The organism is Zhongshania sp. (assembly GCF_041584495.1).
Taxonomy (GTDB): Bacteria; Pseudomonadota; Gammaproteobacteria; order Pseudomonadales; family Spongiibacteraceae; genus Spongiibacter.
Genome location: NZ_JBFHDY010000005.1, coordinates 37,779 through 56,280, shown reverse-complemented (window position 1 = coordinate 56,280; position 18,502 = coordinate 37,779). Strand labels below are relative to the sequence as shown.

Genomic DNA, 18,502 nt, shown 5'->3' with positions numbered 1-18,502 from the left:
CAATTAATGCTTGCCCTCAGTGCACTAGCGTTGGCTTGGTCAGGGGTTTAGCTGTGATAAACTGACCGTCTTTTTACATTATAGAGAGTGTCTTATGGCCGTTAATCCGCGTCGCTCAGTGCTGTATATGCCCGGTTCCAATGCCAGAGCCTTAGAGAAGGCACGTAGTCTAGACGCCGATGTTTTGATCTTGGATTTAGAAGATGCGGTGTCACCAGCGCAAAAGGCGCTGGCAAGAGAACAGGTGCTGGCGGCGGTGATGGCTGGTGGCTACGGTCGCCGCGAGTTAGTCGTGCGAGTGAATGGCTTCGATACCGAGTGGGGCCGAAAGGACCTTGAGGCTTTTGCTACCGCGCCGATTGCTGCGCTGTGCCTGCCAAAGGTTGAGTCCGCGGCAGAAATTCACGCCGTGGTTCAGGTCTTAAAGCAGGCTGGCGCCCGTGCCGACATGAAACTGTGGGCGATGGCAGAAACGCCACGAGGGATATTGGCGGTTAATGAAATTGCCGGCGCTCACGAGCGCATGGGTGCCATTGTGCTAGGCACCTCAGACCTCGCCAAAGATTTGCGGGTGCCCCACACCCCTCAGCGGCTTGGGATGCTGACCGCGCTGGGTTTGTGTGTTTTGGCAGCTCGTGCGAACGGCATTGATGTTTTAGACGGTGTGCATTTGGATCTAGATGATGAAGATGGCTTGCGCTTGGCGTGCGAGCAGGGCGTCGAACTCGGTTTTGATGGTAAGACGTTGATTCACCCCAAGCAAATTGCTATTACCAATCACTTGTTCTCGCCGTCAGCAGAGGCTTTGGCGCGAGCGGAAAAGATTCAAGTAGCTTGGCAGCAAGCGATGGCAGAGGGTAAAGCGGTCGTGTTGGTTGACGGCCGTCTAGTTGAAGCCTTGCACGTTGAAGAGGCTGCGCGTTTACTGGCGATTGCCGAACAAATCGCCATGAAGTGAATCTAGCTACGATTGCTGATTACTTTTAGCGGGATCACCCGTTGGGTAGCGCCTTAGGTTGATCAGCTCGAGTAAACGTTCATCTAACCAGCTGTCGAGTTGATAGTTTTTAACAAAGCCGCAGTGACCGCCGTAGCGTTTGGTTTCGATGCTTAGGTATTTGGTCTCGGCCAGCCGCGCGAAATCCTCCGCCAAAATAATAGGGTCGTCTTGCGCGGCAATGATGTGGGCCGGGGCGTTTAAGTTTACCAGAGCATCTTCGGCGATAGAGTAAGCCTGAAAATAATCAGCGGCATCGCCAAACTCGGTGTGGTTTGGAATAAAGTAGTTGTTCATGTCGCGCAATGTTTTTAGCTTAAATAAGCTGTCTTGGTAACCAAGCTCTGGGTATAAATTGATTTTTTTGCGTAGGGATTTTTGCCATTTTCGAACAAAATATTTTTCGTAAACCCACCAGCCTTTTTCTAGGGAAATCATGGTTTTCGCGGGATCAACTACCGGGCAAATAGCCACAGTTTGCTTGATTTTCAGGTCGACGTTTGCCGCCTCTGCGGCGACCCGTAGTGCGAAATTTCCGCCTAAGGAAAAGCCCGCTAAAAATTGCCACTGCTGTGGGTAGGTTTTATGGATTGCTTGAATTGCGCCCACCACCTCACCGAGTCGTGCAGAATTAAATAATTCGCGGTTAAGGTGATGACTAGGGCCGTGGTCGCGGAGGTTAAGCCTAAATACGTCGTAACCTGCTGCAAACAGGCTGCCGCCAGCGGAAAGCATGTAAGTTGATTGGGAGCTGCCTTCCCAGCCGTGAATGAGTGTGATTAAGCCCTTGCTGCGAACCGCATGAGCGGCGTGCTCGCCCAATAGTTGTTGGCCCGCACCGCAATCTAATACAACGGTCTTGCTGGCATTTAGCATCGCTCGCGAACGGGGATAGCTGCGTAATTTTCGCAATTTGGTCGACGCCAGAATAGATTGGGCGTGGGGGTTTCTCAAAAGCCCATTAGGGGCAAAATCATTCATGGTAAATCCTGATGAATATGCGGTTGTATATCGTCTGTGCTACGTCGAATGGGCTATGTTTCAGCAGGGCACTTTATTGCGACCATCAGAGGCTTTTAATGAGGTCTCGACGCTAAGTGCCTGTTACGGCTTCAGCTGACAGTATGCCACGGGCATTGCTAAGGACCAATTATTGCTGCGGGTAGATCATGGCAGGCTAGCGGCGCGTTTTTCGACGCTGAATTTTAAGTGCGTGTTATTAGTCAGCATATTAACCGTTTAGTTGTTTAGGAGAAGTACAATGGGAAATGCACAGGCAGCGCTGGCGGCGAGTCGTTTGTCAGGCAAGTACGTCGAACAGGGCGATAAAGAGGCGTGGTTGGCGCTGTTTTCAGACCTAGCCGTGGTTCAGGATCCGGTTGGAAAATCACCACTCGATCCAAGGGGTGAAGGCCACCGTGGCAAGGAGGCAATTGCTGGGTTTTGGGACTTAATTATAGCGCCGGGCAAAATTGAATTTACGATTTTGTCATCATTTCCTGCCGGCGACGAATGTGCCAACTTAGTTTATTTGGTTAATAATTTGCCAGATAATCTAAAAATGGAAATGAATATGGTTGTTGTTTATAAAGCGGATAATGATGGAAAGATTTCTTCTCTTAAGGCGTATTGGGATTTTGACGCAGTTCAGGAAAAATTAATGTCAAGTTAAAGATTTTATTGCATCGTGTTAAATGCAGCAGTTCCGTATACGGCGTCTGGAGCTGCTGCGCTAATACTCATAATAACTATGTGTGAACTTGGGTCTTTGAGCGTGGTCTCATCGTCATGCGTGGCGGCTTTCTGTCTAATTTTAGCGCCTATAAGTTTATATGTTAGTCTACGATCTCTGTGACGCGAGTCACTAAAGTCAATCGGTACTTTCACGTACCATGGCATACAACAACGCTATTTTGCGCTGTGGTCTATATTATGACTTGGCAGTGTTGAAATGAAATATAGACATTATCTGGGGTACATATCATGAAAACACCATCAATGAAAAAACTAACGTTGGCAGCAGCTGTAGCGTCAATGACTTCTGTTTCACTTGCGGGGCCTATAGCGCCGGTAGTTGACCCGATCGCAGGTGCCGTGGCGGGAACACCCTTATCGATGCTGACTGATCAACTTAGCAGTCTGGATGAGCAGCTAGAAGCCCTGTCTGCGGGTGGTTTGCCCGGTTTAGACGCCTTACCCGTTGACCCGGCTGCGCTTGCTGGTGGCGGCTTGCCTGGTTTGGACGCACTGCCTATTGATCCGACTTCCTTGGGTGGCGGTGGTGGGGGCGCTAACCCTCTGGCGGGCTATGTTACTCAACTTACCTCTGCTGCTGATGAGCTTGCGGTGGATCTCGGAAGTGATGACAGCACCGTCGATGCAGTGACGGATGTTGTTGATATTCTGGTGCTGGATCCGGCAATGCTGCCAGACAGCATCCAAGTAGTGCCTGCTACATTAGTGACGGCGCTGACCGATTTGCAGGAAAATTTAATGGCTTTGTTGGGTGCTGGCGGCGATTCTTCTTCGCTGCCTTTTGATCCCGCTGCTTTACCCGGTTTAGACGCGCTTCCGGTTGACCCCGCGTCTTTGACTGGCGGCGATGGCGGCGGCGCTCCGAGTTTGGATGCGTTGCCAATTGACCCTGCTAGTTTAGCCGATGGTGGCTTATCTGGTTTAGACGCTCTGCCAATTGATCCAGCGTCTTTGCTAGGTGGTGGGGGTGGCAATCCGCTTGCAGGCTACGTAACACAGCTCACTTTCACAGTTGACCAGTTCGCTGGCGATATCAGTGGTCGCGATGGCTTGTTTGACACAGTGACGGATGTAGTTGATGTGTTGGTGACCGACCCAGCTGCAGCCCAGGCAAGTATTGAAGCTATTCTGCCAACAATCGAAACCGCAGGGGGCAATTTGCAAGCCAATTTAATGGCTTTGTCCGGTGGTGATAGCCCGCTTTAGTTGCACGATTCTCTATATTACAGGGTATTTGGGGCGTTGTGATTGACAGCAAATAGTGTGTTTTAAGCCGGTCTTTTCTGTTAAAGGCTGGCTTTTTGCTGTGTGTTAAAGCCGTGATGTTATGCCACATTAGAGATATACTGTGAATAACTTGCCATGCGTGATGCGGGAACAGAGCTCAGCTTGGTTTTATGGTGCCTTATTTGCTTTTAATGCGGAGTGAATCCCTCTTTTGGCTCGATTAGCGCGGTTACTTTTATTGATGATTAGCGTTGTCGCGATGTCGCCGTTTTTACGTGCGCAACTAGTTAATGTTGAATTATTAGGAAGCTCACTCACTGTACCAGTTAATGGTGCCTTGTCGGATGTGGATTTGCTTAGTGGTGGGGGCGACGGCTTTGATAATTTATTGGGTGTTGAAGTGCTCGGCGACAGTGCGCTTCTCGGTGTTAGCATTAGCGGTCAAGATATATTGTTACTGGGCGCTCCAGTTGCCGACGATCCGAGGGGGGGGGCATTAGCGCCATTATTGGGTATAGGTGACTCTCAAGGTGCTGTTCTTGAGTTTTTACAAGATACAGCGAGCGACGGTACTGTTGATCCCACTGTTTTAACTATTGAGTTGCCCGGTGCCAGTAATGGTTCGGAAAACAGTTTTGATAATAGTAAAGATAGATTGCCAAGCTCAAAAGGTTATTCTTTGGGGGGGGGCTCTAACGCGGGTGCCTATCGCTGCATTGATAAAGATCATGACAGTGTTTGCGATAGCCAAGACCAGTGTCCTAACTCGCCCGCTAATGTAATGGTGTTACCCTCAGGCTGCCATCTTGATATGACAGCTCCTTTAGCGTTGCGCGACGTGACGTTCGCTGTGGATACCGCGTTGTTGACAACATCGTCTGTTGCGACACTCCGCCAGGCGGCACGAATCCTTAAAGAAAACCCTAAACTGACGTTTGAAATTTCGGGTCATACTGATGATCTGGGAAGTGAACACTATAATCAGCGGCTGTCAGAACGTCGTGCTGATGCCGTAAAAAACTATTTTCTCGCCGAGGGGGTTCCCGTAGGGATGCTTGTTGTAACAGGATATGGGGAAAGTCGCCCGCTAATAAGTGTTGATGGGCTTGCTGGCCAGGCCTTGGCAGATGCCCGCGCGCGGAATAGGCGAGTAGAGCTCGTTGTAGTAAAGAATAAAGCTCAGTACTGAGTTAAAACAGGAATGGAGACATTATGGCTATTGATTTGCCGCCAGTAATACCACCGCAAGCCTCAACAGCGGAGCGCATAGAGCAATACGCCGCTCTGCATTCTGATAATATTGTCGACGTGAATATTGGCGATTACACCTTAAAAATTTCAGGTAATCGCTACCTAAGTCGTGAACAGCTGGACATGATTATGAGTGCCGCGCAGTCGCCCGCGCAGGCGGTGAGTGCTCTAAATCAAGCTTATTACCAATTAGGCCATTTATTGGTGACGGTCTATTTTGCGCAACGCGAAAACACGATCTTTGCTCATGTCATTAACGGGAATTTAGCGGCGGTGAAGGCGCCTGATAATATATACCCGTATTTTTCGACATTGATTGGCGACAAAGACTTACAAAAATCGGAGTTTGGTAGCAAGCAGGTGCTGGCAAGTGTGAAGAGTGATCGCGCGGGATTGGATTACGCCGTTAGTTACCAACTGGGGGGGGATCCGGAAGCTTACACCCTCGTGTTCACCGAAAAGCCCAAAGCTGACTATGACAGCACCGACCTTGATTTTAGTGTGAATAATTTTGGTAACCGGTTTCTTGGTCGCTATTTTGGCAATGCGAGCCTCAAACATGATTTTAAATCGGGTGTTGAGGCCTCATTCGCCTATGATCGTGCGCTAACTGAATTGGGGGAGGTGAATGGTGGTGATTATTACGACGGTTATACCCTTCGTTTGAACTACCCGAGCAGTTTCGGTCTCTATGGTTTAGACGCGCGGTATATCGAGTACGCTAGAGATGCAGATGTTTCTTTGACGGGTGATGTGGGCGGAGATGCTGGCGGAAACTCGACGGGGCTATGTACCTTAGCGCTAATTTGCGATGTTAGTGAGGCGCTGCTGGGCTTGGATTTAAACGGGCTTGGTAGTGGCACACCATTTTTTCCTTCACCGGACGGGACGAGTACAACCCTTAATATATATTCTGAAACAAAATCGATTGCGTTCAGTGGCGAGCAGGTAATCTCCAGCGATAGTTTTCAGCGTCTGACGACATCACAACGCTTAGAGAAAATTGATAGCTATATTGAGGTAAAGGATTATGGTCTTGCCTTAGATGAGCCCCACACAAGCTTGGAGTTGGGGGTGAAGTACACCAAGCTGATGCGCTTGTTCGGCTTCGGTACCCAATTAACTGCACAGGGCTTGCTTGAGGCGGGATTAGAGGCCGACGCCGGAACACTGGGAACTGATAGTCGAGAAGGCGTTGTCGCCACCGGGCGGCGGACTGGCGAGTTTCTTATCTTTAAACCCCGTGGTGGCTTGAAAATGGCTGTTGCCGACTGGGTCAGTGTAAAATGGGATGTTATTAGTCAATATTCTGATAACACGCAGTTGCCCCTGCAACAGCAGTTCTTTTTGGGTGGCGGCAGTGGCCTTAGTGCCTATTTGCCGGGTGTATTGGTCGGTGACTCGGGTTTGTACACTAAGCTTGCGCTAGAGAATAATGGGCTTCCCTTTGCGGGGTTGAATTTTACGCCAGTCGTTTTTGTGGAGTACGGGCAAGCCTGGTACGAGGATGCTGCCGGTAGTGCAGGCGATGTGCGCGCAATTGCGGATGCCGGGTTTAGTGTGAAACTGGAACTTGGCAAGACCTTTGAAACTGAGCTGATCGCGGCGACACCAATGTACGATGACAATCTTGACGAAAAGTCCCTATCGGCATTGGAAGTGGACTTTTTCTGGCGACTAAAACTGAAATTTTAATTGCGATAAGGGCATCTCAAGCCGCTGAGGTGCCTTTTTCTGACCGGTCCCGGTTTAAGTGCTTCACGCGGATAAACTACAGTTGTTAACCTCCAACTTTAATCTGCACATGCCAATAGTGCGCAGTCCCATGGCTCCGTGTCGTAGGGGGCTGTTATTTGATTTTCTCCCACGTTTTTGTGATCTAAATCACGCCTAGGTGTGGGTGTTACTGCGTACTATCAATGTGCGGTCGCGGCCTATTATCTTTTAGTAATAAGTGAAATAGTGTCGCTTAGATAATAAGTGTTTTTGCTTAACTGTTTATTTTTAGGGGAAATTATGGAAATCACAAAATTCAAGAAATTAGCGATTGCTGTGACATTGGTCTCTGGTAGTAGCCTTGGTCTTGCTGGCCCACTTGCGCCAGTGATTGATGTTTTGAGCACAGTTGATGCGCAATTAGGCAACTTGCCTGTCTTGTCAGCGCTTCCTAGTTTGCCACTAGATCCGTTGTCACTCGTTGGTGGCGGTTTACCAAGTCTACCTGTTGTTTCTAGCCTGCCAGTAGATCCACTGTCGCTACTGGGTGGCGGTTTACCAAATCTGCCTGTTGTTTCTAGCCTGCCGCTAGATCCGTTGTTGTCACTCCTTGGTGGCGGCGGTTTACCAAATCTGCCTGTTGTTTCTAGCCTGCCGCTAGATCCGTTGTTGTCACTCCTTGGTGGTGGCGGTTTACCAAATCTGCCTGTTGTTTCTAGCCTGCCGCTAGATCCGTTGTTGTCACTCCTTGGTGGCGGCGGTTTACCAAGTCTACCTGTTCTTTCTAGCCTGCCTGTTGATCCACTTGCGCTGCTGCCTATCTAAGGGAGCTCAGTCATCTGTTAATTAAGGTGATTGCGTAAGATTAGAGGGGGGCCGCTGGTGATAAGCGGCTCTTTTGGTTTGTGAGTAAGCGTCTATGATTTTGCTAAGGTGACCTTAGTTTGCAAGCCGCCAAGTGTGGAGTGCTCAAAGCTCAGTTCGCCGTCGTAGCTATCAATGATGTCTCTAACAATAGCAAGTCCTAGGCCGTGTCCTTGCCCGTATTGATCTCCACGCAGCCCTCTTTGTGTGAGAGTTTCGCGCTGCATCTCGTTCATGCCAATGCCGTCATCATCTATGTATATATGGCATAGAAGAGGTGTTTCTGCGGCACTAATTACAACCTTGTGTTGGCAAGCTTTGCAGGCATTGTCCAAAAGATTGCCAAATAATTCCATGGCATCTTGCTCATCTATGGCCAGTGTTAAATCGAGTTTTAGTAAGTTTTGAAATTGTATTGATTTGTCGCGATAGACTTTTTCAAGAGATTGATTAAGGCGATTTACTAGTGATTGAACACGGGTTTTACTGCTCAATTTCTGTTTTCCGCTGCTTACCGCACGCTTAAGCTGGTAGTTAATTATATTATCCATGCGGGTAATTTGTTCATTCACCGCATGACTGTCACTACTGCCAGATTTAAGTACGGCTAGCGGAGTTTTAAGGCTGTGAGCTAGGTCCGCGAGGGTGTTGCGGTAACGCTCTCTCTGCTTCTTTTCTTTATTGAGTAGTTGGTTAAGATTGTAAGTAATGCCTTGCAGCTCTCTTGGATAATTGTCGCTGAGCTGGACAGTGTTACCTTGCTCTAGACGGAGAAGGTCTTTTGCAAGTCGTCTAAGCGGGCGTAGCCCCCAATACAGAATAACAGCGCTAACGACCGACGAGATGATTAATACGAGTCCAAGCCATAGGCTAATCTGATTGCGAAAATTATTTAGCTCGTTGAGCAGTGTGCTTTGTTGTGAGTAAAGGGAGAAAAGAAGAGGAACCTCATTTTCATTGTCCGTTTCCCAAATAGCATGGTAGTGGAATGTAAAGTAAGATTCTTGGTTTATTTTCGCTTCGCCAAAAAGCTCTTGGCCTGAGCGCGGCATATTTTGCGGTGTTGGTAAATTTAGCGTGTCACTTGATACTGAGCGCCAAACTATCGAGTGATCGCGTCGACGAATTTCAGCGTAAAGGCCTGAGCGGAATTGCCAAAAGCGGGGTTCCTTAAGCCGGTCGCCCATCTCAAATTCGCCGTTTTGCCATTCTAGAGCGCCAAGTAAGCCAAAGAATTGTAGACGCAATTGCTCCTGTTCCGCACTCATTAAACTGTTGGTGTGGGCGCGGTCTATCGCGACTCCGGTTACCCCCAGTAGTATTGGCATTAGGGTAAGGCTGGCAATGATCAAGCGGCGTGTGATCGAACTGGGGCGGGTGCGTCGCATGTTCAGTGTTGGGTTTCGCCAAGTTCAAAGCGGTAGCCTCGGCCACGAAGCGTCGAGATCGGCCTTAAGGTATTGTCGGGGTCAATTTTTTTACGCAGCCTGGCAATAAACACTTCAATGACATTACTGTCGCGGTCAAAGTCCTGATCGTACAGGTGTTCGGTTAAGTCCGTTTTGGAAACTACCTGGCCGCTGCGCATGGCCATATACTCCAAGGCATTGTATTCGTAAGCGGTTAACTCTAGGGCTTGGTTATTCAACAATGCGCGTTTGGCTCCCGTGTCGATCGTGATACAGCCAAATTCCATTTTCGGACTTGCGAAACCGGCCGAGCGTCTAATGAGGGCATTGGCTCTTGCCATGACCTCTTCTATTTGAAAGGGCTTGGCAACATAGTCGTCGGCGCCTGATTCAAGGCCTTCGACTTTGTCTTGCCAGCGATCACGGGCGGTTAATATAAGTACTGGGAATTTTCGGCCTTCGCTACGCCACTGCTTTATGACGCTAATTCCGTCAAGCATTGGTAGTCCGAGGTCTACTACAGCGAGGTCGTAGGGGTTTTCTTGCCCTAAAAACAAGCCTTCGCTGCCATCGCTGGCACAATCGCAGGCATAGCCAGCTAGCTCAAATTGGCGGCGGAGTTGGTCTAATAGTAGCTGCTCATCTTCTACAAGTAGTATGCGCATAGATAATTCTCGTCAGGGCTTAATCAATCGTGACGTTCTTGATTTTGCCGTTGTCTTGTAGAATTCGGACTCGATAGGCTGAACCGATCTTTTTTGCGCCAACAGCTCGCCCGCCGTAACGCTGTTCTGCAATATTAATTGCCTCGTTGGCTGTCATTGCGTCGCGAACTCTGGAGGCGTCTAAACGCTGTTCAAGTTGAGGTCGCTCAGGTAAACCGAAGCGACCGCCGCTGGCGCCGCGTAGCGGATCACTGTTGGCGGTGGTGGTCAGTGCGGTAGCGCTGACGAATACTAGAACATTGCACCACTTTAATTTGCTCATAACATTCCCGGGCATCAGCCCTTATCCACGGGGAGTAACATTAACTTCAATCTCAATCTGCTTACCCGGATTATAGGGTAAACGGGTGTGATAAATCTCACCTTGATAGCGGTAGCTAACATTGTAGCCAACTACTTCTTCTCGCCATTCGTGGCGGTTTTGAATTTCGCAGCGATCAACCGTTTCGTAATGATGGCCCTGATGCCGTCGCGATATATCGCTGCCGACGCTGGCACCGAGCACCGCGCCAACCACAGTGCCTACTCGTTTATTACTTTTGTGATGACCAAGCTCATTACCTAAGGCGCCGCCTATGATGGCGCCCAGGATTGGCGCGGTATTGCTGCGGTGTTCGTAAGAGACGCTTTCTTGCCAGCATTGCTCGCGAGGCACTGAGTAACTAATGCGCTCGTAAATTGGGCTTACCTGAGTTACCCAAGCGAGGCGGGCAGTGCTGTGGCTGTAATGGCGATGGTCGGCCTGCGCTACTGCAGAACAAAGCGCGAACAGAGGAATTACAGAGTACTTCAACATGGCATATACTCCAGTGGTCAGTTAGCAGATAGCCTAGTCTGCCGAGCCTTAACTTGAGCTGAATATTGCATTGATTTTGTAAGTAAATAAAACACGGGAGAAGTAAGTGAAATTATATACCTATGAACCGGCACCAAATCCGCGGCGTCTCGGGCTGTTTATTAAACATAAGGGTATTAGTATCGATACCCAGGCGATTGATATGATGACGAAGGAGCAGTTTTCTGACAGCTTTTGCGCCATCAATCCGCGGTCTACCCTGCCAACCTTGGTACTCGACAACGGTACTGTGTTGACCGATACCATTGCGATCTGTCTGTATCTCGATGGCTTACACCCAGAGAAACCCTTGTTTGGTCGCAACGATCTAGAGCGGGCTCAGGTTATTGGTCGCTGCCACCAAATATTTTTTGAAGGCTTCTCCGCAGTGGCGGAAGTGCTGCGCAATAAGGGTGAGGCCTTTAAGGATCGGCCGTTGCCGGGCCCGTTAAAAATGCCACAAATCCCGGCGTTAATTGACCGGGGTAATCTTCGTATAGGCGCTTTTTACGAGACGATGAATGAAGAGCTTACCGGTCGAGATTTCTTGGTTGGCAATAACCTGAGTCAGGCAGATATTGATCTCTATGTAACCTTGGGCTTTTCTGGCTGGGTTAAACGCCAAATTCCAGATAATTGTCCAGTGCTACAAAACTGGTTTAGCGGTATGAAAACGCGCTTCGGCGAGTAGGGTACCAAGGCCGCTGGTTTATGTCCTGCGGCCTTGGGGGTCAAATCCCTAGAAATATTTTAACGCGGGTATTGAACGCGGGCTCGTAGTGATGGCTGCAATGGCGGCTGTGAACATGGCGAACATAGTAGCGGTCATGGTATCTGTCATGGTGATCGTCGCGCACGTAATAAACATCATGATCGTGGTGGTGCTTATCGGCGTGGCGGTCATGCCCCTTGCCGTTACTATACTGATAGCGGGCCTCAAACTCGCTGTTACTGTGCCGGTGGTCGGCATAGCTGTTTACGGCGAACGCCAGCCCAATAATAAAAGCGAGGCTAATACGTAAATTCATGATGATGACTCCTAGGCTGAAGAACAGCTATAGAGTGGCATAGCGAATCTGAACCATGGCTGAACCGTATCAAACTGGGTGAGCACTGCTACTGCGAAAGGATCATGGCTTCATCGTGTCGTCGTGGGGATAATGCCTGAACTCATGAAAATGGAATTATTGCCCATGCGAGTTTTAATGCCAGCACTTCTGCGGCTGTGGAACTGTAAACAAACGCTAATTGTCCTAAGCACACTGTTATCTGCTAGCGTGGTCAGTGGCCAAGCACTGACCACGAAGGTCCTTGGTGCAGAGCCATATCAAGAGCAACGTGAGCCCTGCACCCAGCAATACCCCTTAGGTAAGGCCCTTTTTGGTGATACCCATGTGCACACCAAGTATTCGCTAGATGCCAGTACCCAGGGCACCCGGACCTCACCGGCAGATGCCTATCGCTTTGCCCGTGGAGCGCCAATTGGTGTTCAGCCGTGGAGCACAGATGGGCAGCCGTTGCGTACTTTGCAATTAGATCGTCCCCTCGATTTTGCCGTGGTAACCGATCACGCCGAGCTATTTGGTGAAGTGGACATTTGTAGCGACCCAGCGTTGGCCGGTCACGGCAGTTGGCAGTGTAAGCTTTTTCGTCACTATCCTCGTGCCGCGTTTTTTATATTTAATACCCAGTCCTCCCTTGCTGGCCGTTTAGGCTTTTGCGGCAAGGGTGGCGAGCGCTGTCGGCAGGCAGGATTGCGCCCATGGCAAGAGATTCAGCAGGCTGCTGAAGATGCTTACGATCGCAGCAGCGATTGTGAGTTTACGAGCTTTGTTGCCTATGAGTGGACTGGCGCTTCGGCGAATCTCGCCAACTTACATCGCAATATTATTTTTAAGAACGAACAAGTGCCGGTACTGCCATTAAGCTTTATTGATACGCCATCGGCACCACTGCTTTGGGATGGACTGGATCGCGATTGCGTTAACGCCGGTACTGGCTGCGAGGTGTTAGTCATTCCCCATAACTCGAATTTAAGTGACGGCTATATGTTTAGCACAGTCAGGGATGATGGCTCTGCGATAACAGCGGCCGACGCGGCGCAACGCCTGCGCCTTGAGCGCTTAGTTGAAATTATGCAGCACAAGGGCAGTTCAGAGTGCTTTTATAACCCGCTGAGCAGTGCCGATGAATTGTGCGGCTTTGAGCAACTGCCGTACAACCGCTTTTCTGGTAAGTTTGTGCCATTTCTCCGCGAGGAGGCCACAGAAAAGTCGGGCTTTGTTCGCGATGTATTAAGGGAAGGTATGGCCCAGGAGCAGCGCTTAGGGGTGAACCCATTTAAATTTGGCTTTATTGCCAGCTCAGATACTCATATCAGCGCGCCAGGCGCGGTCAATGAGAAAGGGTTTTTAGGTCACGGCGGCGCAGGAGTACCGGCTGGTGCGCAGCTGCCAGAGGGCTTGCCTGATGATTTGGAGTTTAATCCCGGTGGCTTAGCGGCAGTGTGGGCGACAGAGAACAGTCGAGATAGTATTTTTGCTGCCATGCAACGCCGAGAAACTTACGCTACCAGTGGCCCTCGTATTGAATTACGGTTTTTTGGTGGCTGGCAATTGCCTACTGATATGTGTGAACAGCAAGATTACGTTGCGAGTGGTTACGAGCACGGCGTTGCCATGGGCGGTGATTTACTACCACAGCCAGCGCACAGTAACGATGCGCCGGTGTTTTCAGTATTTGCTCGCATGGACCCAGGCACCGCGAGCCAGCCGGGCATGCCATTAAAAACAGTTCAAATTATTAAGGTTAGTGTTGGCCCAGGCGGTGAGAACCGCGAGCAGGTGATTGATGTTGTCAGCAGCGGTGCTGCTGAGGTGGGTGTTGATCTCGCAACGTGTAAAACCTATGGCAAAGGCGCGCCACAACTCTGTGCTCATTGGCAGGACCCCAATTTTAATCCCGTCGAGCGCGCATATTATTATACCCGGGTTTTGGAAAACCCGAGTTGCCGATGGAGCCAGCAGTTGTGTGTTGCCGCAGCGGTTGATTGCCACCAGCCAGCGACGATTAAGCCGGGTTATGAGTCTTGTTGCAGCACCGAACATCGACCAATCATCCAAGAGCGCGCCTGGAGTTCGCCAATATGGTACGCCCCGGCAGCTGCACAGGTGGATGGGAAAGCTTTAGAGCCTGGCCAACCTTGATTCGCTTGCTTCGCGCCAAGTTATTCCACTTTATGGTTTTTGGCATCGTGCTATACGGTGTTGACGGGTATTACTCGCGGTATCAGCAGAGGGAGCTAGTTTGTCCATCGAAAATTGAAATCGATTCGATGGCGGCAAAGTGGGCTCAGCAAAACCGTCAGCCAATGACCGATAAATTACGGCAGGCACTTAGACAGAGCGCAATGGACGAGCAAATGCTTTTTCGCGAAGCTCTGATTAAGGGCCTGCACAAGCGTGATGACGTTATTGTTCAGCGTCTGCTGCGCGACGCGGAATTTCTTGGTGTTGAGGGGGATCGTGCGGATCAAATCGAAACAGTATTGGCAATAGGTTTGCTCGACAGCGATGAAGTCATTCGTCGACGCTTAATTCAGTTGTTGGAACATCGCGTTATCGCGGATACCCACGGGCAGGCGCCGAACGACCAAGACTTAAGGCGATTGTATGACGAAAATCCTGCGATCAGTGAAGCGCCTCCGCGCTACAGCTTTCAGCAGCGGTTTTACTCCGGGGACACGACGGCAGCGAAAATGCGTGCAACGCAGGCGCTGAGTATTCTTAATGGCGAGGAATTACCCGCGAGCGCAGATGTATTTCTGAGCGGCGAGTTGTTTAATCAATTAACCGCTCGCGAAATTAATAGAATATTCGGTGCAGGATTTTGGTCTGATACGAGCCCGACCATGAGCTTAGGTCAGTGGTTTGGCCCCGTTAAGTCGGTCTATGGTTGGCACCTCGTTAAATGGCAAGGGTATTTCCCTAGGGTGGCTAAGGATTTTGCCGCAGTGCGTCCAGAATTGAGTTTAATGTGGCGGCGGGAGCAGCAGCGTGGCGGCTGGCAGGCCTATGTAACAGAGTTGCGCGGGCAGTATCGGGTGTTGTGTAATGACGAGGTTTAAGCTTTTTTGCATCCTAATCTGCCTTAGCAGTTTTGCGCAGGCACATAATTTCGCCCCCTCACTATTGGAGTTACGTGAGCAGCCCGGTGGGGTAGTCGAGTTACTGTGGCGCACACCGCTACAATCGCTGAACCAGCCAATGCCCGTTTTGCCAGTTGCTTGCCGATCGCTCGGTGGTGTGGAACACGTTATTCGCGGTAACGCAGTTGAATATAGATATCCCATTGTGTGTGGGGCGCTCAAGCACAGCACCGGCTTTTCAATTGCTGGTTTAAGTGAATCGAAAACGGCAGCCTTATTGCGGTGGTTTAGCGTTAGTGGTGGTCAGCAGCAGGTGTTGCTGCGTAGCGATGACGACTACTTTATTCCGCGATCTGATGTTGCTTGGACGCAGGGTTTACTGCAGTTTACCGCTCTAGGCTTTCATCATATTTTGCTTGGCAGCGATCATTTGCTATTTGTGCTTGGTTTACTGATGCTGGCCAGTGGTTTCAGGCCTTTGTTGTTATTGGTTACTAGCTTTACGCTTGGACACAGTATTAGTTTAGCTATGGTGAGCTTGGGTGTTATTCCTTATTCGCCGACCTTGGCGGAAAGTCTTATTGCATTGAGTGTACTGCTCATGGCGTGTTATTTGGCTGGGCGGCGCCAGCGCCAGCGACCTCACCTGAGTATGAACATATTAGTGGCTGGCATTGGTTTATTGCATGGATTGGGCTTTGCCGGAGTCTTGAATGAACTGCTTGACGGCGGGGTGGGCCTTGTACCCGCATTGCTGGGCTTTAATTTAGGAATTGAGCTTGGGCAGCTGCTGTTTGTTGTTGGTATTCTGGGCATGATGTGGGTATTGCGCCGTTGTCTGCGGGCACAGTGGACTGGCGGTCTACGATGGGCGGCAATATACGCGATGGGCTCGGTGTCAGTATTCTGGTTAGTCGAGCGCGGCGCCGTTGTTGTTGACGCCGCTTTGAATATTAGACTCTACTGAGCAGTGGCGGCCGTGTTCGCTTCTTCTACGGCTGGTCGCGCCTTTCCTGGGTAGCGCTTCATTTTGATTAAGGGGTGAAAAGCGAGCTCAATGCCTTCTTCAATATTGCTTGACCGGCTCAATATTTTCTTGCGACGTACAAAGCTTTTTTGTGACTTGCGCGAGTCGATGCTGTGTAGGGTGTCTATACCGCCGCGGCTAGAAAACAAGGGTTTGCCATCGGTGGTGTAAATAGTCACCATAAGCGTGGCGCCTTTAATGATTTGTGTCCAATTGAAGTCGGTAGACACGCTTGCGGTCGGGCCTTCTGTTGCCGGTTCCCGGCTTACGCCGTACCAGCGCGCATAGTGCTTCATGCCGGGGCTGTGCTGAATATCGTGTTCAAGCAGGTCGGTGAAGATAACGGCGTCAATGTCTTTGTGTTCTTTTAGGCTTTGCAGCGTTGCAGCCATAACTTGCTGCCAAGCAACCCGATCAACCTTGCCTGTGGTTGGATCATAAAAGTTGCCAAAGCTGAGCAGGGCCTGACGCCAGGCATTATCAAATAAGTGGCTAGGTGCAAAACTGTAGCCATTGCTCTCAAGATAGTCCACAACGTGATTGTCGACTTTATCTACGCTGTCACGCAAGATCGAGCGCGTGGGTTCGCCACTAATATTGACCGTTGCTAGTATGACTTTTTTTAAAGGATTTTGTTTGAGATCATCGCGACTGATAAAATAATCGTAGGTCGTCGGGTTGTAATCTGTTGAACTACAGCCTGTGCTGAAGACAGCACCGACCAACACTAAAATGAGAAAAGTTAATCGCACAGTAACACCTTTTTATTTGAAAGCCTGTGCATTCTAGCAACCGCTATAGATGAAGAGAAGCGAACATATGCCCAGGGTTCTTAGTTTACACACTGAAGTGAGCGGAGACGGCGCTTTCCCCGTAATTCTACTGCACGGTTTATTTGGTTCGGCCAGTAATTTAATGGCTGTTGCTCGCAGTTTAGCGGCAGACTATAAAGTTATTCGCATGGATTTGCGCAATCACGGTAAATCGCCACACAGCGATATTATGGATATACCGATCATGGCTGAAGATGTTCTGGCCACTATGGACACCTTAGGTGTCCAGCAAGCCCATATGCTCGGTCATTCTCTCGGGGGTAAAGTGGCGATGCAAGTGGCGGTAACGGCGCCGGATAGGGTCAGTCGCTTGGTTGTTGCCGATATTGCCCCCGTGCGCTACGGGCGTGGGCATGACGAAATCATCACAGCCCTATTAGGTATGGATTTACGGGCCCTGCGCAGTCGCGAGCAGGCTGATAATTTATTGCAGAAAGCTGTTCCAGAGCTGGCTATTAGGCAGTTTCTCTTAAAAAATATAGTGCGTGACGGCAAAGATGCATGGGCGTGGCGAATGAACCTGCCGGTTATTGCCGACTGTTACGATAACTTACGTGACGCACCGAATGCTGAAGCCTTTGCAGGCCCCACGCTGTTTATACGGGGTGAATTGTCTAAGTATATTCGCGACGAGAATCGCGTGCCGATGCAGCGCCAATTCCCGCAAATGGCCTTGCTTACCATTGCCGGGGCTGGGCATTGGCTTCACGCTGAGTTTCCGCAGATTTTTAACGCCATGGTCGCTGACTTTTTGGCGGCGGACAATGCCTAGGTGTAAAGCGCGTTTAATCAACGGCTGGCAGTCTAAACGTACACGTAAACACGCGGTTAATAACGGAGGAGGGCTATGATTAGCCGGATAACCGAGGCGCTATTTTCGGAACAGCCTCAGGAAACACTCTACCACTACACTTCCTTGAGTGGCGTTTTGGGTATAGTGGGCAGTCGTACGCTGTGGGCCAGTGATATTCGCTATATGAATGATTCGGCGGAACTGCGCCATACCGCCGATTTGGTGGGGCGTGAAGTGGCTGAGCGAATTAACAGTGGCCACAGTCGCCCGCATTTGCTCACGAGTTTTTTAGACTGGGTAAAAAATCGCATTACTAACGGCCATATTTTGTTTGGCGCCTCGTTTCGGGCTAATGGCAATTTGCTGAGTCAGTGGCGCGGCTATAGCGCCATCGGCAAGGGGGCGAGCCTCGGCTTTAACGCTGAAACCGTAAGCCGCTGTGCCCAGATGCAAGAATTTCGCATGGGGCGCTGTATTTATGATCGCCACACCCAACAAAAGCTTATTGCCCAAGTGCTTGATGCCGTTGAGGTGTTGGCGATAGAGATTGATGATGGTGTGGAGCGCGATGTATACCACGAACTGTTTGAGCATTTAGAAAGCGATTTGCTGCGGTTGGCGGCCATTCTTAAACACCCTTCATTTGAAGAGGAGCAAGAGTGGCGTCTGGTGTCACCAGTTGTTCCCGATTATCGTCAGGCGGCGGTTAGCTTTCGTGAGGGCCGGAGCATGTTAGTGCCGTATATGAGTTTCGCCTTGGCGCTGGAAGACCATGAGCCGGTTGCGCTCGATCATGTTTTTCTCGGCCCAACGCCGAATATAAGCTTGTCGATGAACTCCATGAAAATGTGTTTAGCCAAGCACGGTATTCGGCCGGCGCGAGGTATCGAATATTGTCAGATACCCTACCGGCAGAATTAAAG

The 18,502-nt window shown here is 50.1% G+C and carries 19 protein-coding genes; 12 read left to right on the top strand and 7 right to left on the bottom strand.

Going from position 1 to position 18,502, the window contains the following annotated elements; genetic code table 11:
• The first annotated feature begins 94 nt into the window (after positions 1–94).
• Positions 95–958 (top strand): CoA ester lyase, encoded by an 864-nt coding sequence (locus tag ABYP33_RS01890; protein WP_373087729.1) that lies wholly within the window; start codon positions 95–97, stop codon positions 956–958.
• 6 nt (positions 959–964) lie between these two features.
• Here ABYP33_RS01890 and ABYP33_RS01885 read toward each other — a convergent pair whose 3' ends face one another.
• A complete protein-coding gene (locus ABYP33_RS01885; protein WP_373087726.1) occupies positions 965–1,978 on the bottom strand; it encodes a YheT family hydrolase in 1,014 nt (337 codons plus the stop codon).
• Between the two features lie 280 nt (positions 1,979–2,258).
• On the opposite strand from ABYP33_RS01885, the gene ABYP33_RS01880 reads away from it, so the two are divergent.
• From ABYP33_RS01880 to ABYP33_RS01860, 5 genes are all read left to right on the top strand, one after another.
• Positions 2,259–2,669 carry a nuclear transport factor 2 family protein gene (locus tag ABYP33_RS01880; protein WP_373087723.1) on the top strand — a complete coding sequence of 137 codons (411 nt, stop codon included), beginning with the start codon at positions 2,259–2,261 and terminating at the stop codon, positions 2,667–2,669.
• A gap of 311 nt (positions 2,670–2,980) precedes the next feature.
• The gene (locus tag ABYP33_RS01875) at positions 2,981–3,958 is read left to right on the top strand and encodes a hypothetical protein (protein WP_373087720.1); all 978 of its coding nucleotides are present in this window, start codon (positions 2,981–2,983) and stop codon (positions 3,956–3,958) included.
• 262 nt (positions 3,959–4,220) lie between these two features.
• On the top strand, positions 4,221–5,168 hold the full coding sequence (locus tag ABYP33_RS01870) for an OmpA family protein (protein ID WP_373087717.1): 948 nt from the start codon (positions 4,221–4,223) through the stop codon (positions 5,166–5,168).
• A 23-nt stretch (positions 5,169–5,191) separates the two neighbouring features.
• Positions 5,192–6,925, top strand: a complete 1,734-nt coding sequence (locus tag ABYP33_RS01865) for a ShlB/FhaC/HecB family hemolysin secretion/activation protein (RefSeq protein WP_373087715.1) — start codon at positions 5,192–5,194, stop codon at positions 6,923–6,925.
• Between the two features lie 321 nt (positions 6,926–7,246).
• Positions 7,247–7,771 (top strand): hypothetical protein, encoded by a 525-nt coding sequence (locus ABYP33_RS01860; RefSeq protein ID WP_373087712.1) that lies wholly within the window; start codon positions 7,247–7,249, stop codon positions 7,769–7,771.
• A gap of 92 nt (positions 7,772–7,863) precedes the next feature.
• Here ABYP33_RS01860 and ABYP33_RS01855 read toward each other — a convergent pair whose 3' ends face one another.
• The 4 genes from ABYP33_RS01855 to ABYP33_RS01840 are packed head-to-tail and all read right to left on the bottom strand — an operon-like array spanning position 7,864 to position 10,740.
• Positions 7,864–9,198, bottom strand: coding sequence for an ATP-binding protein (locus ABYP33_RS01855; protein ID WP_373087709.1), 1,335 nt, complete (start codon positions 9,196–9,198; stop codon positions 7,864–7,866).
• 2 nt (positions 9,199–9,200) lie between these two features.
• A complete protein-coding gene (locus tag ABYP33_RS01850) occupies positions 9,201–9,884 on the bottom strand; it encodes a response regulator (protein WP_373087707.1) in 684 nt (227 codons plus the stop codon).
• Between the two features lie 19 nt (positions 9,885–9,903).
• Entirely contained in the window at positions 9,904–10,206 is a 303-nt protein-coding gene (locus ABYP33_RS01845; RefSeq protein ID WP_373087705.1) for a PepSY domain-containing protein, read from the bottom strand.
• A 21-nt stretch (positions 10,207–10,227) separates the two neighbouring features.
• Positions 10,228–10,740, bottom strand: coding sequence for a glycine zipper 2TM domain-containing protein (locus ABYP33_RS01840; protein WP_373087703.1), 513 nt, complete (start codon positions 10,738–10,740; stop codon positions 10,228–10,230).
• Positions 10,741–10,846: 106 nt separating this feature from the next.
• Between ABYP33_RS01840 and ABYP33_RS01835 the strand changes: the two genes are divergently transcribed.
• Entirely contained in the window at positions 10,847–11,470 is a 624-nt protein-coding gene (locus ABYP33_RS01835; RefSeq protein WP_373087701.1) for a glutathione S-transferase family protein, read from the top strand.
• Positions 11,471–11,510: 40 nt separating this feature from the next.
• On the opposite strand, the gene ABYP33_RS01830 is transcribed toward ABYP33_RS01835, so the two are convergent.
• Positions 11,511–11,807: a hypothetical protein gene (locus ABYP33_RS01830; protein WP_373087699.1), complete on the bottom strand. Its 297-nt coding sequence runs from the start codon at positions 11,805–11,807 to the stop codon at positions 11,511–11,513.
• Between the two features lie 177 nt (positions 11,808–11,984).
• Here ABYP33_RS01830 and ABYP33_RS01825 point away from each other — a divergent pair, with 177 nt between their 5' ends.
• Genes ABYP33_RS01825 through ABYP33_RS01815 form a run of 3 tightly spaced genes read left to right on the top strand, consistent with a single transcriptional unit; the run spans position 11,985 to position 15,893 of the window.
• On the top strand, positions 11,985–13,985 hold the full coding sequence (locus ABYP33_RS01825; protein WP_373087697.1) for a DUF3604 domain-containing protein: 2,001 nt from the start codon (positions 11,985–11,987) through the stop codon (positions 13,983–13,985).
• Positions 13,925–14,905, top strand: a complete 981-nt coding sequence (locus tag ABYP33_RS01820) for a peptidyl-prolyl cis-trans isomerase (RefSeq protein ID WP_373087695.1) — start codon at positions 13,925–13,927, stop codon at positions 14,903–14,905. The genes ABYP33_RS01825 and ABYP33_RS01820 overlap by 61 nt, the downstream gene beginning before the upstream one ends.
• Positions 14,892–15,893, top strand: coding sequence for a HupE/UreJ family protein (locus ABYP33_RS01815; protein ID WP_373087693.1), 1,002 nt, complete (start codon positions 14,892–14,894; stop codon positions 15,891–15,893). The genes ABYP33_RS01820 and ABYP33_RS01815 overlap by 14 nt, the downstream gene beginning before the upstream one ends.
• On the opposite strand, the gene ABYP33_RS01810 is transcribed toward ABYP33_RS01815, so the two are convergent.
• The gene (locus ABYP33_RS01810) at positions 15,887–16,705 is read right to left on the bottom strand and encodes a hypothetical protein (RefSeq protein ID WP_373087691.1); all 819 of its coding nucleotides are present in this window, start codon (positions 16,703–16,705) and stop codon (positions 15,887–15,889) included. The genes ABYP33_RS01815 and ABYP33_RS01810 overlap by 7 nt on opposite strands.
• Positions 16,706–16,772: 67 nt before the next feature.
• On the opposite strand from ABYP33_RS01810, the gene ABYP33_RS01805 reads away from it, so the two are divergent.
• Entirely contained in the window at positions 16,773–17,558 is a 786-nt protein-coding gene (locus ABYP33_RS01805) for an alpha/beta fold hydrolase (protein WP_373087689.1), read from the top strand.
• 75 nt (positions 17,559–17,633) lie between these two features.
• Positions 17,634–18,500, top strand: coding sequence for a DUF2971 domain-containing protein (locus tag ABYP33_RS01800; RefSeq protein ID WP_008249463.1), 867 nt, complete (start codon positions 17,634–17,636; stop codon positions 18,498–18,500).
• Positions 18,501–18,502: the final 2 nt, after the last annotated feature.